This window comes from Pantoea sp. Fr-CA_6 (genome assembly GCF_024520895.1).
Taxonomy (GTDB): domain Bacteria; phylum Pseudomonadota; class Gammaproteobacteria; order Enterobacterales; family Enterobacteriaceae; genus Pantoea; species Pantoea agglomerans.
This window is the reverse complement of sequence record NZ_JALNPO010000009.1, coordinates 156,180-173,807: the sequence shown is the minus strand read 5'-3', so window position 1 is coordinate 173,807 and position 17,628 is coordinate 156,180. Positions and strand designations below refer to the sequence as shown.

The window sequence follows — 17,628 nt, the reverse complement described above, 5'->3', positions numbered from 1 at the left end:
TTCACTTACTCAGCAATCTGGAGCTTCCTGTGACGCTTGCTCAACCTCATCGCGATCTGCCTGCGCCGACGCGAACGCTACTGCTCTCCGGCCATAACATTGAACAAAAACGTGCCGAATTGCTGGCCTATTTCCACCAGACCTGGGAACAGTATGAAAGTCTGTTTACCTGTCTGGCCGATTCCCAGGCCTGGTTTACCAAAGCCATTCCGCTGCGCCATCCTTTAATCTTCTATTTTGGCCACACCGCTACCTTCTACATTAATAAGCTGATGGCCGGACGCCTTATCGACGCGCGTCTGGACGATCGTATCGAAGCGATGATGGCGATTGGTGTGGATGAGATGAGCTGGGACGATCTCAACGACAGCCACTATGACTGGCCCACTGTCGAAGAAGTCCGCGAATACCGCGGGCGCGTTAAAGCGCTGGTCAGCGATCTGATCCAGACCCTGCCGCTGACTCTGCCGATCACCTGGGAGAGTCCGGCCTGGGTGATCCTGATGGGCATTGAGCATGAGCGTATTCATCTGGAAACGTCCAGCGTACTGATACGCCAGTTACCGGTCGGGTGGGTGAAACCCCAGCCCGCGTGGCCGGTCTGCCCGATGGCGCGCCACCAGCGCGAGGCTGTTCCGGCCAATACCCTGCTGCCGATGCCCGGCGGCACGGTCACGCTGGGTAAAACCGACGAGACCTATGGCTGGGATGTCGAATATGGCCGCCAGCAGATCGCGCTGCAGCCGTTCAGGGCGAGCAAAATGCTGGTCAGCAACGCGGAATTCCTGGCGTTCGTTGAGGCGGGGGGTTATCAGGACGCTCGCTGGTGGGATGACGAAGGCTGGGGCTGGTGTCAGTTTGCAAAAGCGGAGATGCCCACCTTCTGGGTCGGCACGCCTGCGATGCCCGATCAGCTTAAACTGCGTCTGATGTGTGAAGAAGTCGCAATGCCGTGGGACTGGCCAGCCGAGGTTAACCAGCTGGAAGCGGCGGCCTTCTGCCGCTGGAAAGCGGATCAGACGGGAATGAGTGTTCAGCTCCCCTGTGAAGCGGAGTGGGCTCAGCTGCGCGAACAGGTCGCGGGCGATCAGCCGGATTGGGATCGGGCACCGGGCAACATTAACCTGGCGTACTGGGCTTCCTCTTCACCGGTCGATCTCTTCGCCCAGGGCGACTTCTTCGATATCGTCGGTAACGTCTGGCAGTGGACGACCACGCCGACCAACGGCTTTGAAGATTTTAAAGTCCACCCGCTTTACGATGATTTCTCTACCCCGACCTTTGATGGCAAACATTCGCTGATCAAAGGCGGTAGCTGGATATCGACCGGCAACGAAGCGCTGAAATCGGCACGCTATGCGTTCCGCCGCCACTTCTTCCAGCATGCCGGTTTCCGCTACGTGGTTTCCAGCCATCAGGAAACCATGGTGCTGAACCCGTATGAATCTGACGCCATGGTGTCGCAATACCTCGACTTCCAGTATGGCCCGCGCTATTTCGGCGTGGATAACTATGCCGAAAGCCTGGTAAACCTGGCGCTGAACTACACCACAGCACGCGGCGAGGCACTGGATATCGGCTGTGCCACCGGACGCGCCAGTTTTGAACTGGCCCGCCACTTTGAACGTGTCACCGGCATGGACTACTCGGCGCGCTTCATCGATGTGGCGCTTCAGCTGGCCAGCGGCGAAGACTTCCGTTATCTCCTGCCACAGGAAGGCGATCTGGTGGAGTATCGCCAGGTTCGCCTGAAAGATTTCGCGCTGGAGAGCGAACTGGCGCAGCGGATTCAGTTTGTTCAGGGCGACGCCTGTAACCTTAAGCCGCAACCCGCCCGTTACGATCTGGTACTTGCATCCAACCTGATCGATCGCCTGCGTCAGCCCGCACGCTTCCTGCGGGATGTCACGCCGATGCTGCGTCAGGGCGGCATTCTGGTGCTCTCATCGCCCTATACCTGGCTGGAGGATTTCACGCCGAAGGAGAACTGGCTGGGCGGCGTGCGTGAAAACGGTGAGGCACTCACGACGCTGCAGGCACTGCAACGTCTGCTGGCGGCCGACTTCGACCTGGTCGACGAACCGCAGGATAAACCGTTTGTGATCCGCGAAACGGCCCGCAAGTTCCAGCATACGCTGGCGCAGGTCACCGTCTGGCGCAAACGCTAAGTGAACCGGCAGCGACGCCCGTCGCTGCCGGGAGTTGCCTGAACCACTATTTTGCTGCACATTCATCCTTGTTTACTTAAGCAGACCAATAACGAGGATGGCCATGGCCGAACATCTGCAGCTCGATAACCTGGATCGCGGCATTCTGAATGCCCTGCTCGACAATGCGCGCACTGCTTACGCCGAGCTGGCAAAACAGTTTAACGTCAGCCCCGGCACCATTCATGTCCGCGTGGAGAAGATGAAGCAGGCGGGCATTATCCTGGGCACCCGGGTTGATATCGATCCGCGCCAGCTGGGGTTTGATGTCTGCTGTTTTATCGGCATTATCCTTAAGAGCGCGCGTGACTATCCGGCGGCGCTGAGCAAACTGGATGCGCTGGATGAAGTGGTTGAAGCCTGGTACACCACCGGCCACTACAGCATCTTTATTAAGGTGATGTGCCGGTCCATTGATGCCCTGCAACAGGTGCTGATCAACAAGATCCAGACCATAGATGAAATTCAGTCGACGGAAACGCTGATCTCGCTGCAAAACCCGATCATGCGCACTATCAAGCCCTGATCCTTCTCCGCCTTGTGCATAATCTTATCCCTGACGAATGTGGCGGCTGGCAACGGCTGCGTTCGCTTCTCTTAATCTATTAACCCTGTTGTCCACAGGTGGATCACCGCTTGATCACAGCGTACAATGCTCGCCTTAATGTCCGGGAGAGCAAGATGGCCGATATCACCTTAATCAGTGGCAGTACTCTGGGTAGCGCAGAGTATGTGGCTGAACATCTGGAAGAAAAATTACAGGAAGCGGGCTTCTCAACGCAGATGCTGCATGGCCCGGAGCTGGATGAAGTGCCACATGAGGGTATCTGGCTGGTGGTCTGTTCAACTCACGGTGCAGGCGATATTCCCGATAACCTGCTGCCGCTGTTCGAAGCCATTACGGAAAGCCAGCCCGATCTCTCGCAGGTCCGGTTTGGTGCCATCGGACTCGGCAATCATGAATATGATCTCTTTTGTGGCGCGATCCGCCAGATTGAAGCCCTGTTAATTGCTCAGGGTGCCCGCCAGATCGGCGATCGTCTGGAGATTGATGTGCTGGATCATGAGATCCCTGAAGATCCCGCGGAAGCCTGGCTGGAAAGCTGGAAAAAAGCGATCTGAAGGGGGCTGGGGATCGCGAAATAGTGACGATCCCCAGTGGAACATGCTGATTTTATCCTTTTCCGCTCGTTTATTTTGTGGATAACTACCCTCTTTTACTGCGTATAACCGGTAGTTATCCAAAGAACAACCGTAGAATGAATTTTGAGCTGTGGATAACTTGCCATTTTGATCCCAGCTTATACGGATCAGGATCACCGATCACTAACAGGTATTGATCCTCTTCATCCTGTTGTTTCTGCTGTGCTTCTGGCACATATCCACAGAAAAGCGGGATCCTAATAAGAGATCTAACAGAAAGATCATATACAGATCTAAGATCCTTTCTTTTAAAACCGGACGATCCCGCGGCTTTCACCCCAGACGGAATTTGAGTAGAATCCACGCCCCAGGACGACGATCCTGCAAGTTCATCAACCGAGGTACCACTTCATGTTTTATCAGGATCCTTTTGACGTCATCGTAATTGGTGGTGGTCATGCGGGCACCGAAGCCGCAATGGCGGCAGCCCGAATGGGTCAGCAAACCCTGTTACTCACCCATAACATTGATACGCTTGGACAAATGTCCTGTAACCCGGCGATTGGTGGGATTGGCAAAGGACATTTGGTGAAGGAAGTGGATGCCCTGGGTGGTCTGATGGCCAGTGCGATTGACCAGGCGGGTATCCAGTTTAGGATACTAAACGCCAGCAAAGGTCCGGCAGTGCGGGCAACCCGTGCTCAGGCGGATCGCGTGCTCTATCGCCAGGCAGTGCGTACGGCACTGGAGAACCAGCCCAATCTGATGATCTTCCAGCAGGCGGTCGACGATCTTATCGTGGAAAACGATCGTGTGGTGGGTGCAGTCACCCAGATGGGACTGAAGTTCCGCGCGAAAACAGTCGTACTCACCGTCGGCACGTTTCTTGACGGCAAAATTCATATCGGTCTGGATAATTACAGTGGCGGTCGTGCAGGTGATCCCCCGTCCATTCCGCTGGCAAAACGACTGCGTGCGCTGCCGCTGCGGGTAGACCGCCTCAAGACTGGTACGCCACCGCGTATCGATGCGCGCACCATCGATTTTTCAGTGCTCAGCCCGCAGCACGGCGATAACCCGATGCCGGTGTTCTCGTTTATGGGCAATGCGTCTCAGCATCCGCAGCAGGTACCATGCTGGATCACTCACACCAATGAGAAAACCCATGAGGTGATCCGCAATAATCTGGATCGCAGCCCGATGTATGCCGGGATCATCGAGGGGATCGGTCCACGCTACTGCCCGTCTATCGAAGACAAAGTGATGCGCTTTGCCGATCGTAACTCGCATCAGATCTTCCTGGAGCCGGAAGGGCTGACCAGCAATGAGATCTACCCGAATGGCATCTCAACCAGTCTGCCATTCGATGTGCAGATTCAGATCGTTCGCTCCATGCAGGGCATGGAGAATGCGAAGATCGTGCGTCCGGGCTATGCCATCGAGTATGACTTCTTCGATCCACGCGATCTCAAACTGACGCTGGAGAGCAAATTTATTCACGGCCTGTTCTTTGCCGGCCAGATCAACGGCACAACCGGCTACGAAGAAGCCGCTGCGCAGGGGATGCTGGCGGGTCTGAATGCCGCCCGTCAGTCTGCGGACAAAGAGGGCTGGGCACCACGTCGTGACCAGGCTTATCTGGGCGTACTGGTTGATGACCTCTGCACGCTCGGTACCAAAGAGCCGTACCGGATGTTTACCTCCCGTGCTGAATATCGTCTGATGCTGCGCGAAGACAATGCCGATCTGCGTCTGACCGAAACCGGTCGTGAACTGGGTCTGGTGGATGATGCGCGCTGGGCGCGTTTCAATCAGAAGCTGGAAGCGATTGAACAGGAGCGTCAGCGCCTGCGCGATATCTGGGTCCATCCGAAGTCAGAGCATGTGACGGAAGTGAATACGGTACTCAGTGCGCCACTGACCAAAGAAGCGAGCGGCGAAGATCTGCTGCGCCGTCCTGAGCTGACCTATCTGAAGCTGATGACGCTGGATGCCTTTGGTCCGGCACTGGCTGATGAGCAGGCCGCTGAGCAGGTTGAGATTCAGGTCAAATATGAAGGTTATATCGCGCGTCAGCAGGAAGAGATCGATCGCCAGCTGCGCAACGAGAACACGCTGTTACCGGTGGAGCTCGACTATCGCCAGGTGAACGGCCTCTCAAATGAGGTTATCGCCAAGCTGAACGATCACAAACCGAGTTCGATTGGTCAGGCGACGCGTATCTCCGGTATTACGCCGGCGGCCATCTCAATTCTGCTTATCTATCTGAAAAAACAGGGTCTGCTGCGTAAAAGCGCCTGATCTGAAAACGGGGCGAGGAGACTCGCCCCCGCTGAATGGACTTATGCTGTGATCAACACACTCACGTCGCTGCTACAGGCAGCCGGTATTTCCCTCTCCGATCAACAAAAACAGCAGCTGGTTGCCTATGTCGGCCTGCTGGATAAGTGGAACAAAGCCTACAATCTGACATCAGTGCGCGATCCGCAGCAGATGCTGGTACGCCATATCCTCGACAGCATCGTGGTGGCGCCGCATCTGCAAGGCTCACGTTTCATTGATGTTGGAACCGGACCAGGACTGCCTGGCATTCCGCTGGCTATCGTGATGCCTGATGCGCACTTTACGTTGCTCGACAGCCTGGGCAAGCGGGTGCGTTTCCTGCGTCAGGTTCAGCATGAGTTAGGACTCACTAACATTACTCCGGTGCAGAGCCGGGTTGAGGCGTTCCCGGCTGAGCCGCCCTTTGATGGCGTGATCAGTCGTGCATTTGCCTCGCTGACCGACATGGTGAACTGGTGTCATCATCTGCCGGGAAGAGAAGGGCGCTTCTTCGCGCTGAAAGGCGTGCGTCCGGACGATGAAATTGCGGAGTTACCGGCAGGCTACGTCTCTGATGCTGTGATTAAGTTGCAGGTACCGCAGCTGGAAGGTGATCGCCACCTGGTCATTCTTCGTCACCAATAGGCTTTCGACTGGCAGAGATTTAGCGTTTATCTGCCAGTGATTTTCGTCAGTTCCGGGATGAAAAAAGTGCAGATGATGCGCTATCAATAAAAGATTTTGATTAAGCCCTGGCTGACCGAAGGTTAAAACGCTGACGGAAATTATCCGAAAAGCTCTGTTACATTTAACGTTTAATTCACATTCAGTTATCAGAAATATCACTTGTATAGGCGGGTCGCTGAATAAAAGTAGTCACGGCAGAAAATATATCGCGGTAATAACTTTGCGTGCGTAATATCAATTACACGATTCTTAAGCACAGTTCGATGTCAATAGCGTGTTTTCTGTGAAAATAGTCTTGCAGATGCATTTTTATAATTTCAATAATTTGATTTTATTGAGTTAATTTGTAATACAGATTGTTCTTAAATAGCGCGAAGATAAAACTCAGTGTAGTGAAAGTGCTTATTATGTGATCTAAAGCACGCTTTAAAAGCAAGTTGCGAGAGAATTTTCAGTCAGATTAGGGTGAATCTCTGCAGGGTAATCTTTGGAAAAATAGCCCTCCGGAAAGAAATTTAAATAATTGTTCACCTTTTCGCTACTTACCGATTGAAATCGCAGGTGCGGCCCGTATAATTTGCACGGCTTTTGCTGCTTGACTCAACTGCGCAAAGGCAGTCTTATACGACACGCGACATACCCCTAACGGGGCAGGAGAGTATCAGCGTCATGTCAGTGTCTCTTTACAGTGTAAAATACGCCCGAACGGTGCTGATGATTCAGCTGGTGACGATAGTCATCATCGGTGCACTCTTTGCTCTTAAAGATGTCATCTGGGGTCTCTCTGCTCTTGCTGGCGGTGCGGCAGCCTGGCTGCCAAACGTATTGTTTTTGTTTTTAGCCTGGCGCCTGCAGGGGCAAACCCCAGCTTCGGGGCGAGTCGCGTGGAGCTTCGCTTTGGGTGAAATAGCCAAAGTGTTTGCGACCATCATTTTGCTCATTGTGGCGTTGGGTCTATTCGGAGCGGTTTTCTGGCCGGTCGGAATAACCTGGTTATCGGTGCTGGTGGTACAAATGCTGGCACCGGCGGTAATTAACAACAAAGGGTAAGAGGCATCATGGCTGCAGGAGAAATCTCTACTCCGCAAGAGTACATTGGTCACCACCTGACTCATCTTCAGTTGGACCTGCGTACCTTCGAGATAGTGAATCCGCACGACGCTCCCGCGACGTTCTGGGTATTAAATATCGATTCCATGTTTTTCTCTATGGTGCTGGGAATCATCTTCCTGGTGTTGTTCCGTAGCGTGGCGAAATCTGCCACCAGCGGTGTGCCAGGGAAAATGCAGGCGGCTATCGAACTGGTTGTCGGTTTCGTCGATAGTAACGTGCGCGACATGTATCACGGTAAGAGCAAACTTATCGCCCCGCTGGCTCTGACAATCTTTGTCTGGGTCTTCCTGATGAACTTCATGGATCTGCTGCCAATCGACTTGCTGCCATATATTGGCGAGCACGTATTGGGGTTACCGGCGCTGCGCGTCGTACCATCTGCAGACGTGAACATCACGCTATCTATGGCGTTGGGCGTATTTATTTTGATTCTGTTCTACAGCATCAAAATGAAAGGCATTGGCGGCTTCACTAAAGAGCTGACGCTGCAGCCTTTTAACCACCCGATCTTCATCCCGATCAACCTGATTCTGGAAGGTGTGAGCCTGCTGTCTAAGCCTGTATCACTGGGTTTACGACTGTTCGGTAACATGTATGCGGGTGAACTGATCTTTATCCTTATTGCCGGTCTGTTGCCGTGGTGGTCGCAGTGGGTGCTGAATGTGCCGTGGGCCATTTTCCACATCCTGATCATTTCGCTACAGGCTTTCATTTTCATGGTCCTCACGATTGTCTATCTGTCGATGGCATCTGAAGAACATTGATTTTTTTCTCAACACTACTTTCCCTCTTGATTTCGGGTTGCAGCGCACACCGCTGAAGCCCGGAAGATGAAGGGAGCATTTAACTGAAACAAACTGGAGACTGTCATGGAAAACCTGAATATGGATCTGCTGTACATGGCTGCCGCTGTGATGATGGGCCTGGCGGCAATCGGTGCTGCGATCGGTATCGGCATCCTCGGAGGAAAATTCCTGGAAGGCGCTGCTCGTCAGCCTGACCTGATTCCTCTGCTGCGTACGCAGTTCTTTGTTGTAATGGGTCTGGTGGATGCAATCCCGATGATCGCTGTTGGTCTGGGTCTGTACGTGATGTTTGCTGTCGCCTAAAGCCCTGTGTTCACTCAGCGCACAATGTGCAAGGGTGAACGGATTCTGCCGCTTATCGTTGATAACGGCAGAAAAGTTAAATACTCAATCTAGAGGCATTGTGCTGTGAACATTAATGCAACAATCCTCGGCCAGGCTATCGCGTTCATCCTGTTTGTCGCGTTCTGCATGAAGTACGTATGGCCGCCGCTCATGGCTGCTATCGAAAAGCGCCAGAAAGAAATTGCTGAAGGCCTTGCTTCTGCTGAACGTGCAAAGAAAGATTTGGATCTCGCGCAGGCTAATGCGACCGACCAGCTGAAAAAAGCCAAAGAAGACGCTCAGGTCATTATCGAGCAAGCGAACAAGCGTCGCGCGCAGATTCTGGACGAAGCCAAAACCGAAGCTGAAAACGAACGTAATCGCATCGTGACACAAGCGCAGGCTGAAATTGACGCTGAACGCAAACGTGCGCGTGAAGAACTGCGTAAGCAGGTCGCGTTGCTGGCTATGGCTGGCGCCGAGAAGATCATCGAACGCTCCGTGGATGAAGCTGCTAACAGCGACATCGTTGATAAACTGGTCGCTGAACTGTAAGGAGGGAGGGGCTGATGTCTGATCTGATTACTGTAGCTCGCCCCTACGCCAAAGCAGCTTTTGACTTTGCTGTTGAGCATCAAAGTATTGAACGCTGGCAACAGATGCTGGCGTTTGCCGCAGAAGTGGCTCGCAATGAACAGATGGCTGATCTTCTCTCAGGTGCATTAGCACCCGAAGCGCTGGCAGCGTCGTTTAACGCAGTCTGTGGTGATCAACTGGATGAACCCGCGCAGAACCTGATTAAGGTGATGGCGGAAAACGGACGTTTGACAGCGCTTCCGGCTGTACTGGCCCAATACATCGAACTGCGTGACGCTCATGAAGCCACCGCTGAAGTTGATGTTATCTCCGCCAGTACGCTGAGTGACGACCAGCTGAATAAAATCAGCGCCGCGATGGAAAAACGTCTGTCACGCAAAGTTAAGCTGAATTGCAAAATTGATAAGTCTGTGATGGCAGGCGTGATCATCCGTTCGGGTGATCTGGTTATTGATGGCAGCGTACGCGGCCGTCTTGACCGTCTGGCTGACGTCTTGCAGTCTTAAGGGGACTGGAGCATATGCAACTGAATTCCACCGAAATCAGCGAACTGATCAAGCAGCGCATTGCTCAGTTCAATGTCGTGAGTGAAGCTCACAACGAAGGTACGATTGTTTCTGTAAGTGACGGTATCATCCGCGTACACGGCCTGGCCGATGTCATGCAGGGTGAGATGATTGCCCTGCCGGGCAACCGTTACGCTATCGCCCTGAACCTCGAGCGTGACTCGGTTGGTGCAGTGGTGATGGGCCCTTACGCTGACCTCGCCGAAGGCATGAAGGTTAAGTGTACTGGCCGTATTCTTGAAGTACCGGTAGGCCGTGGCCTGCTGGGCCGCGTAGTGAACACCCTGGGTGCTCCTATCGACGGTAAAGGCGCAATCGACAACGACGGTTTCTCACCGGTTGAAGTCATTGCACCTGGCGTTATCGATCGTCAGTCAGTCGACCAGCCGGTTCAGACCGGTTATAAGTCGGTCGATGCGATGATTCCAATCGGTCGTGGCCAGCGTGAGCTGATCATCGGTGACCGTCAGACCGGTAAAACCGCAATGGCGATCGATGCGATCATCAACCAGCGCGACTCAGGCATCAAGTGTGTCTACGTTGCGATTGGTCAGAAAGCCTCAACCATCTCTAACGTGGTTCGTAAGCTGGAAGAGCATGGCGCACTGCAGAACACCATCGTTGTTGTGGCGTCTGCTTCTGAATCTGCTGCACTGCAGTATCTCTCTCCGTACGCAGGCTGTGCGATGGGCGAATACTTCCGTGACCGTGGTGAAGATGCGCTGATCGTATACGATGACCTTTCTAAGCAGGCTGTCGCGTACCGTCAGATTTCTCTGCTGCTGCGCCGTCCACCAGGTCGTGAAGCATTCCCTGGCGACGTGTTCTATCTCCACTCCCGTCTGCTGGAACGTGCATCACGCGTAAGCGCTGATTATGTAGAGCGTTTCACCAATGGCGCAGTGACAGGTAAAACCGGTTCACTGACCGCGCTGCCGATCATCGAAACCCAGGCGGGCGACGTTTCTGCGTTCGTTCCGACCAACGTAATCTCGATTACTGATGGTCAGATCTTCCTGGAATCGAACCTGTTCAACTCCGGTATTCGTCCGGCCGTTAACCCAGGTATTTCGGTATCCCGCGTAGGTGGTGCTGCACAGACCAAGATCATCAAGAAACTGTCCGGTGGTATCCGTACCGCGCTGGCACAGTATCGTGAACTGGCGGCATTCTCGCAGTTTGCCTCTGATCTGGATGATGCAACCCGCAAACAGCTGAGCCACGGTCAGAAAGTGACCGAGCTGCTGAAGCAGAAACAGTATGCGCCGATGTCTGTTGCGCAGCAGGGTCTGGTTCTGTTCGCTGCAGAGCGTGGCTATCTGAACGACGTTGAACTGGCAAAAATTGGCAGCTTCGAAGCTGCACTGCTGGCCTTCGCCGATCGCGACCACGCTGAGCTGATGGCTGAAATCAACCAGTCGGGTAACTTTAATAACGATATCGAAGCCAAGCTGAAAGGCCTGGTCGAGACGTTTAAAGCAACCCAGTCCTGGTAATGTCTGGCGGCTTGTCTGAAAAGGCAGGCCGCAAGGCTTTGAGGAGAAGCTAATGGCCGGCGCAAAAGAGATACGAAGCAAGATTGGAAGCGTGAAAAACACGCAGAAGATCACCAAAGCGATGGAAATGGTCGCCGCCTCCAAGATGCGTAAAACGCAGGAACGCATGGCGGCCAGCCGTCCGTATGCAGAAACCATGCGCAAAGTGATTGGTCACCTTGCGTTGGGTAATCTGGAATACAAGCACCCTTACCTGGAAGAGCGCGACGTGAAGCGCGTCGGCTACCTGGTCGTTTCAACTGACCGCGGGCTTTGTGGTGGTTTGAACATTAACCTGTTCAAAAAGTTACTGGCGGATATGAAGTCCTGGTCCGATAAAGGCGTGCAGAGCGATCTGTCGATTATCGGTTCAAAAGGGGCGTCATTCTTTAATGCTGTGGGTGGCAACATTGTGGCGCAAGTCAGTGGCATGGGCGATAAACCTACCCTGTCCGACCTGATTGGCCCGGTAAAAGTGATGTTGCAGGCTTATGATGAAGGCCGCATCGACAAGCTGATGATCGTCAATAACAAATTCAATAACACCATGTCTCAGACTCCGACCATCACCCAACTGCTGCCGTTACCGCCAGCGGAAGGTGAAGAAGAGATGAAGGCGAAGACCTGGGATTACCTGTATGAACCCGATCCGAAAGCGCTGCTGGATACCCTGCTGCGTCGTTATGTCGAATCGCAGGTTTATCAGGGTGTGGTGGAAAATCTGGCCAGTGAGCAGGCCGCACGTATGGTAGCGATGAAAGCCGCAACCGATAACGGCGGAAATCTGATCAAAGAGCTGCAGTTGGTGTACAACAAAGCTCGTCAGGCCAGCATCACCCAGGAACTTACCGAGATTGTCGGTGGAGCCTCCGCGGTTTAACCAGGTTTGGAATTAGGTAGAGGATTCAAGATGGCAACTGGAAAGATTGTCCAGATTATCGGCGCCGTTGTTGACGTCGAATTCCCTCAGGACGCGGTACCGCAAGTGTACAGCGCCCTCGAGGTTATGAATGGTGATGCGCGTCTGGTGCTGGAAGTTCAGCAGCAGCTCGGCGGCGGCGTAGTACGTACCATCGCAATGGGTACGTCTGACGGCCTGAAGCGTGGTCTGAGCGTCAACGACCTGCAGAAACCGATTCAGGTACCCGTCGGTAAAGCGACCCTGGGCCGTATCATGAACGTTCTCGGCGAGCCAATCGATATGAAAGGCGAGCTGAAAGAAGAAGATGGCAGCGCAGTAGAGATCGCCTCTATTCACCGCGCAGCCCCTTCTTATGAAGATCAGTCTAACTCGCAGGAACTGCTGGAAACCGGCATCAAGGTTATCGACCTGATGTGTCCGTTTGCTAAAGGCGGTAAAGTCGGTCTGTTCGGTGGTGCGGGTGTAGGTAAAACCGTCAACATGATGGAACTGATCCGTAACATCGCGGCTGAACACTCAGGTTACTCAGTGTTTGCCGGTGTGGGTGAGCGTACTCGTGAGGGTAACGACTTCTACCACGAAATGACTGACTCTAACGTTATCGATAAAGTTGCACTGGTCTATGGCCAGATGAACGAGCCGCCGGGTAACCGTCTGCGCGTAGCACTGACCGGTCTGACCATGGCGGAAAAATTCCGTGATGAAGGCCGCGACGTTCTGCTGTTCATCGATAACATCTACCGTTATACCCTGGCCGGTACAGAAGTTTCTGCACTGCTGGGTCGTATGCCATCTGCGGTAGGTTACCAGCCAACGCTGGCAGAAGAGATGGGTGTGTTGCAGGAGCGTATTACCTCCACCAAGACCGGTTCAATCACCTCCGTACAGGCCGTTTACGTCCCTGCGGATGACCTGACTGACCCATCACCAGCAACTACCTTTGCGCACTTAGACTCAACGGTAACGCTGAGCCGTCAGATCGCCTCTCTGGGTATCTACCCGGCCGTTGACCCGCTGGATTCTACCAGCCGTCAGCTGGATCCGCTGGTTGTCGGTCAGGAGCACTATGATGTTGCACGTGGCGTTCAGTCACTGCTGCAGCGTTATCAGGAACTGAAAGACATCATCGCCATCCTCGGTATGGATGAGCTGTCTGAAGAAGACAAACTGCTGGTGGCACGTGCGCGTAAGATTCAGCGCTTCCTGTCTCAGCCGTTCTTCGTTGCAGAAGTATTCACCGGTTCACCGGGCAAATACGTGACGCTGAAAGACACTATCCGTGGCTTTAAAGGCATCATGGAAGGTGAGTTTGACCACCTGCCAGAGCAGGCCTTCTACATGGTTGGCGCCATCGAAGAAGCCGTGGAAAAAGCGAAGAAACTGTAATAACGGTTTCCCGGGAGGAAGATTATGGCTATGACTTATCACCTGGATGTGGTCAGCGCAGAGGAGCAGTTGTTCTCTGGTCTGGTACAGAAAATTCAGGTGTCAGGTAGCGAAGGTGAACTGGGGATTTTCCCTGGCCATGCGCCGCTGCTGACTGCCATTAAGCCTGGAATGATCCGTATCGTGAAACAGCACGGCGAAGAGGAGTTTATCTACCTCTCTGGCGGCGTGCTGGAAGTGCAACCGGGCAGCAGCACCGTTCTGGCCGATACCGCTATCCGCGGTACCGATCTGGACGAAGCGCGCGCTCTGGAAGCAAAACGCAAAGCAGAAGACCATATGAACAGCAGCCATGGCGACGTGGACTATGCTCAGGCCTCTGCCGAGCTGGCGAAAGCCATTGCTAAACTGCGCGTGATCGAACTGACCAAAAAAGCGATGTAATCCAGCTTTATGCGTCATGAAATGCCAGCCCTCGGGCTGGCATTTTTTTTGTCTGCTGCGCCTGATCTGCCTGTCCGCCTAATTTCGGCCTGAGAAAAATGTAGTAATCTCAATCCCAAACCGTTTTACTTTCACCCGTAAAAATTCACTCAGGATAGTTATGTCTAACAGTGCGATGAGTGTGGTGATCCTTGCTGCTGGCAAGGGCACCCGTATGTATTCCGATCTGCCTAAAGTTCTGCATATGCTGGCAGGCAAACCCATGGTTCAGCATGTGATTGACGCGGCTAAAGGGCTGGGCGCACAGCAGGTCCATCTGGTTTATGGTCACGGCGGCGATCGCCTGAAGGCGACCCTCACTGACAGCACACTCAACTGGGTGCTGCAGGCCGAGCAGCTCGGCACTGGCCATGCGATGCAGCAGGCAGCGCCCGCATTCGCGGATGATGAAGATATCATGATGCTTTACGGTGACGTGCCGCTCATCTCTCAGGCGACACTACAGCGGCTGCGCGAAGCAAAACCGCAGGGCGGCATTGGCTTACTTACCGTGGTACTGGACGACCCAACCGGTTATGGCCGCATTGTGCGTGAGAACGACACCATCACCGGCATTATCGAACAGAAAGATGCCAGCCCGGCGCAGCTCACCATTAAAGAGATCAACACCGGCATTCTGATCGCCAACGGCGGCGATTTAAAACGCTGGCTGGCGCAGCTCACCAACAATAATGCGCAGGGTGAGTATTACATCACCGATATTATCGCGCTGGCGCATCAGGAAGGTCGGGTGATCAACGCGGTTCATCCGGCACGCATCAGTGAAACCGATGGCGTCAATAACCGGCTGCAGCTGGCGACATTAGAGCGCACTTACCAGGCCGAACAGGCGGAAAAACTGCTGCTGGCTGGCGTGATGCTGCGCGATCCGGCCCGTTTTGACCTGCGCGGGACGCTGACGCACGGACGGGATGTTGAAATTGACACCAACGTCATTATTGAAGGCCAGGTCACGCTGGGCGCACGCGTCAGAATCGGCGCGGGCTGCATTATCAAAAACAGCGTGATTGGCGATGACTGTGAAATCAGCCCCTATTCGGTGATCGAGGATGCGAATCTCGCCACTGCCTGCACCGTCGGACCTTTTGCCCGTCTGCGTCCTGGCAGCGAACTGGCCGATGCCGCCCACGTGGGCAACTTCGTCGAAATGAAGAAAGCGCGTCTGGGCAGAGGATCGAAAGCGGGGCACCTCTCCTATCTCGGTGATGCGGAGATTGGCGACAACGTAAATATCGGTGCAGGCACCATTACCTGCAACTACGACGGTGCGAACAAATTCAAAACTGTGATTGGCGATGATGTGTTTGTGGGCTCAGATACCCAGCTGGTGGCGCCAGTCAGCATCGCGGCAGGGACCACCATTGCGGCGGGCACGACCATCATGAAAGATGTGACCCAGGCCGGTCTGGTCTATAACCGTAAAGAGCAGAATCACAAAGCGGACTGGCAGCGCCCACAGAAGAAAAAATAAATTTTTAACGGCCCGCTTTAATGCGGGCCGATGCAGTGCAGTGCCAAAACTATAATCCCCACTCTCTACAAGGCTCGGGGAACCGGCAAAGCCGGATATCAGGTCGCATGACAACAGAAGTGGCGAAAAGCCATGTAGTCAGGAAAACATCATTATGTGTGGAATTGTTGGTGCAGTAGCGCAACGTGATATCGCAGAGATTCTGCTGGAAGGTCTGCGTCGTCTTGAATATCGCGGATATGATTCGGCCGGTCTGGCCGTGGTCGATCGTCAGGGGCACGTCACGCGCCTGCGGCGTTTAGGGAAAGTGCAGAAACTGGCGGAAGCCGCTGAACAGCAACCGCTGATTGGTGGCACCGGCATCGCGCACACGCGCTGGGCAACCCATGGCGAGCCGTCGGAAGCGAACGCGCATCCGCACGTCTCAGAGCACATCATCATCGTGCACAACGGCATCATTGAAAATCATGAGCCATTGCGCGCTGAACTGATCGCGCGCGGTTATGTCTTTGCCTCTGAAACGGACACCGAAGTGGTGGCGCATCTGGTTCACTGGGAGCAGAAGCAGGGCGGTTCGCTGCGTGAAGTCGTACTGCGTGTGATTCCGCAGCTGCGCGGTGCCTATGGCATGGTGATCATGGACAGCCGCGATCCGTCACTGCTGGTGGCGGCCCGTTCCGGCAGCCCGCTGGTGATTGGTCGTGGCATGGGCGAAAACTTTATCGCCTCGGATCAGCTGGCCCTGCTGCCGGTGACCCGTCGGTTCATCTATCTGGAAGAGGGTGATATCGCCGAAATCAGCCGTCGCGATGTCACGGTGATCGACCGTGAAGGCAACACCGTGACCCGTGCCGAGATCGAGTCGAACCTGCAATATGATGCCGGTGACAAAGGCATTTACCGTCACTACATGCAGAAAGAGATCTACGAACAGCCCATGGCGCTGAAAAGCACCCTGAGCGGTCGGTTCAGCCAGGGTCAGGTTGATCTCAGCGAACTGGGCGCGGGCGCAGAAGCGCTGCTGAGCCAGGTTGAGCATATCCAGATTATCGCCTGTGGCACCTCCTACAACTCCGGCATGGTGTCACGCTACTGGTTTGAGTCGCTGGCAAACCTGCCCTGTGATGTCGAGATTGCCTCGGAATTCCGCTACCGCAAATCAGCGGTGCGCAAAAACAGCCTGCTGATCACCCTGTCGCAGTCGGGTGAAACGGCAGATACTCTGGCGGCGCTGCGTCTCTCTAAAGAGCTGGGCTACCTGGGATCGCTGGCGGTCTGCAACGTAGCCGGTTCGTCACTGGTGCGGGAATCTGACCTGGCACTGATGACCAAAGCGGGCACCGAAATTGGCGTCGCCTCTACCAAAGCGTTCACCACCCAGTTAGCGGTGCTGCTGATGCTGGTGGCGAAACTGGGCCGTCTGAAAGGGATGTCAGCCGAGACTGAGCATGAGATCGTTCATGCACTGCAGGCGTTGCCGAGCCGGATTGAGCAGATGCTGGCGCAGGATAAGCTGATTGAGAATCTGGCGGAAGGCTTCTCTGACAAGCATCACGCGCTATTCCTGGGTCGTGGCGATCAATATCCGATTGCCATGGAAGGGGCGCTGAAGCTCAAGGAGATCTCCTACATTCATGCGGAAGCCTACGCCGCAGGCGAGCTGAAACATGGCCCGCTGGCGCTGATTGATGCGGATATGCCGGTAATCGTGGTGGCACCTAACAACGAACTGCTGGAGAAGCTCAAATCCAACATCGAAGAGGTACGCGCACGCGGCGGCCTGCTTTATGTCTTTGCCGATCAGGATGCAGGCTTCAGCGACAGTGACGGCATGAAGATCATCCCGTTGCCGCATGTCGAAGAGGTCATTGCGCCCATCTTCTACACGGTGCCGCTACAGTTACTCTCCTATCACGTCGCCCTGATCAAAGGGACCGACGTCGATCAGCCACGTAACCTGGCAAAATCGGTTACTGTGGAATAACCGGGTGGGCCCCGTCGCGGGCCCACTTTGCTCTGGCCCTCTGTCATATAACTGTCATATT

16 protein-coding genes are annotated in these 17,628 nt (G+C 54.2%); all 16 read left to right on the top strand.

The genetic code is table 11. The annotated features are described in order from the left end of the window. Positions 1-29: 29 nt before the first annotated feature. The 16 genes from ovoA to glmS all read left to right on the top strand — a co-directional run bounded on the left by ovoA (position 30) and on the right by glmS (position 17,567). Entirely contained in the window at positions 30-2,168 is a 2,139-nt protein-coding gene (ovoA, locus tag NR201_RS16655) for a 5-histidylcysteine sulfoxide synthase (RefSeq protein ID WP_256849982.1), read from the top strand. Positions 2,169-2,271: 103 nt separating this feature from the next. After that, entirely contained in the window at positions 2,272-2,733 is a 462-nt protein-coding gene (gene asnC / locus NR201_RS16650) for a transcriptional regulator AsnC (RefSeq protein WP_003849496.1), read from the top strand. A 155-nt stretch (positions 2,734-2,888) separates the two neighbouring features. Further along, on the top strand, positions 2,889-3,329 hold the full coding sequence (gene mioC / locus NR201_RS16645) for an FMN-binding protein MioC (RefSeq protein WP_052270974.1): 441 nt from the start codon (positions 2,889-2,891) through the stop codon (positions 3,327-3,329). Between the two features lie 432 nt (positions 3,330-3,761). After that, positions 3,762-5,651 (top strand): tRNA uridine-5-carboxymethylaminomethyl(34) synthesis enzyme MnmG, encoded by a 1,890-nt coding sequence (gene mnmG, locus NR201_RS16640; protein WP_010258857.1) that lies wholly within the window; start codon positions 3,762-3,764, stop codon positions 5,649-5,651. A gap of 48 nt (positions 5,652-5,699) precedes the next feature. Beyond that, entirely contained in the window at positions 5,700-6,317 is a 618-nt protein-coding gene (rsmG, locus tag NR201_RS16635; RefSeq protein ID WP_010258859.1) for a 16S rRNA (guanine(527)-N(7))-methyltransferase RsmG, read from the top strand. A 711-nt stretch (positions 6,318-7,028) separates the two neighbouring features. Continuing rightward, on the top strand, positions 7,029-7,409 hold the full coding sequence (gene atpI / locus NR201_RS16630) for a F0F1 ATP synthase subunit I (protein ID WP_010258861.1): 381 nt from the start codon (positions 7,029-7,031) through the stop codon (positions 7,407-7,409). Between the two features lie 8 nt (positions 7,410-7,417). After that, entirely contained in the window at positions 7,418-8,236 is an 819-nt protein-coding gene (atpB, locus tag NR201_RS16625; RefSeq protein WP_010258863.1) for a F0F1 ATP synthase subunit A, read from the top strand. A gap of 105 nt (positions 8,237-8,341) precedes the next feature. Beyond that, on the top strand, positions 8,342-8,581 hold the full coding sequence (atpE, locus tag NR201_RS16620; protein WP_003849523.1) for a F0F1 ATP synthase subunit C: 240 nt from the start codon (positions 8,342-8,344) through the stop codon (positions 8,579-8,581). A 105-nt stretch (positions 8,582-8,686) separates the two neighbouring features. Continuing rightward, entirely contained in the window at positions 8,687-9,157 is a 471-nt protein-coding gene (gene atpF / locus NR201_RS16615) for a F0F1 ATP synthase subunit B (protein ID WP_003849528.1), read from the top strand. A 14-nt stretch (positions 9,158-9,171) separates the two neighbouring features. Next, positions 9,172-9,705, top strand: a complete 534-nt coding sequence (gene atpH, locus NR201_RS16610) for a F0F1 ATP synthase subunit delta (RefSeq protein WP_003849530.1) — start codon at positions 9,172-9,174, stop codon at positions 9,703-9,705. 14 nt (positions 9,706-9,719) lie between these two features. Beyond that, positions 9,720-11,261, top strand: a complete 1,542-nt coding sequence (gene atpA / locus NR201_RS16605) for a F0F1 ATP synthase subunit alpha (RefSeq protein WP_010258868.1) — start codon at positions 9,720-9,722, stop codon at positions 11,259-11,261. 52 nt (positions 11,262-11,313) lie between these two features. Next, positions 11,314-12,180, top strand: coding sequence for a F0F1 ATP synthase subunit gamma (gene atpG, locus NR201_RS16600; RefSeq protein WP_010258869.1), 867 nt, complete (start codon positions 11,314-11,316; stop codon positions 12,178-12,180). A gap of 30 nt (positions 12,181-12,210) precedes the next feature. After that, a complete protein-coding gene (gene atpD / locus NR201_RS16595; protein WP_010258870.1) occupies positions 12,211-13,608 on the top strand; it encodes a F0F1 ATP synthase subunit beta in 1,398 nt (465 codons plus the stop codon). 24 nt (positions 13,609-13,632) lie between these two features. Next, a complete protein-coding gene (locus NR201_RS16590; RefSeq protein WP_010258871.1) occupies positions 13,633-14,052 on the top strand; it encodes a F0F1 ATP synthase subunit epsilon in 420 nt (139 codons plus the stop codon). A 160-nt stretch (positions 14,053-14,212) separates the two neighbouring features. Next, positions 14,213-15,583, top strand: coding sequence for a bifunctional UDP-N-acetylglucosamine diphosphorylase/glucosamine-1-phosphate N-acetyltransferase GlmU (glmU, locus tag NR201_RS16585; RefSeq protein WP_256849981.1), 1,371 nt, complete (start codon positions 14,213-14,215; stop codon positions 15,581-15,583). Positions 15,584-15,737: 154 nt separating this feature from the next. Next, positions 15,738-17,567 carry a glutamine--fructose-6-phosphate transaminase (isomerizing) gene (gene glmS, locus NR201_RS16580; protein ID WP_010258873.1) on the top strand — a complete coding sequence of 610 codons (1,830 nt, stop codon included), beginning with the start codon at positions 15,738-15,740 and terminating at the stop codon, positions 17,565-17,567. The last annotated feature ends 61 nt before the right edge of the window (positions 17,568-17,628 follow it).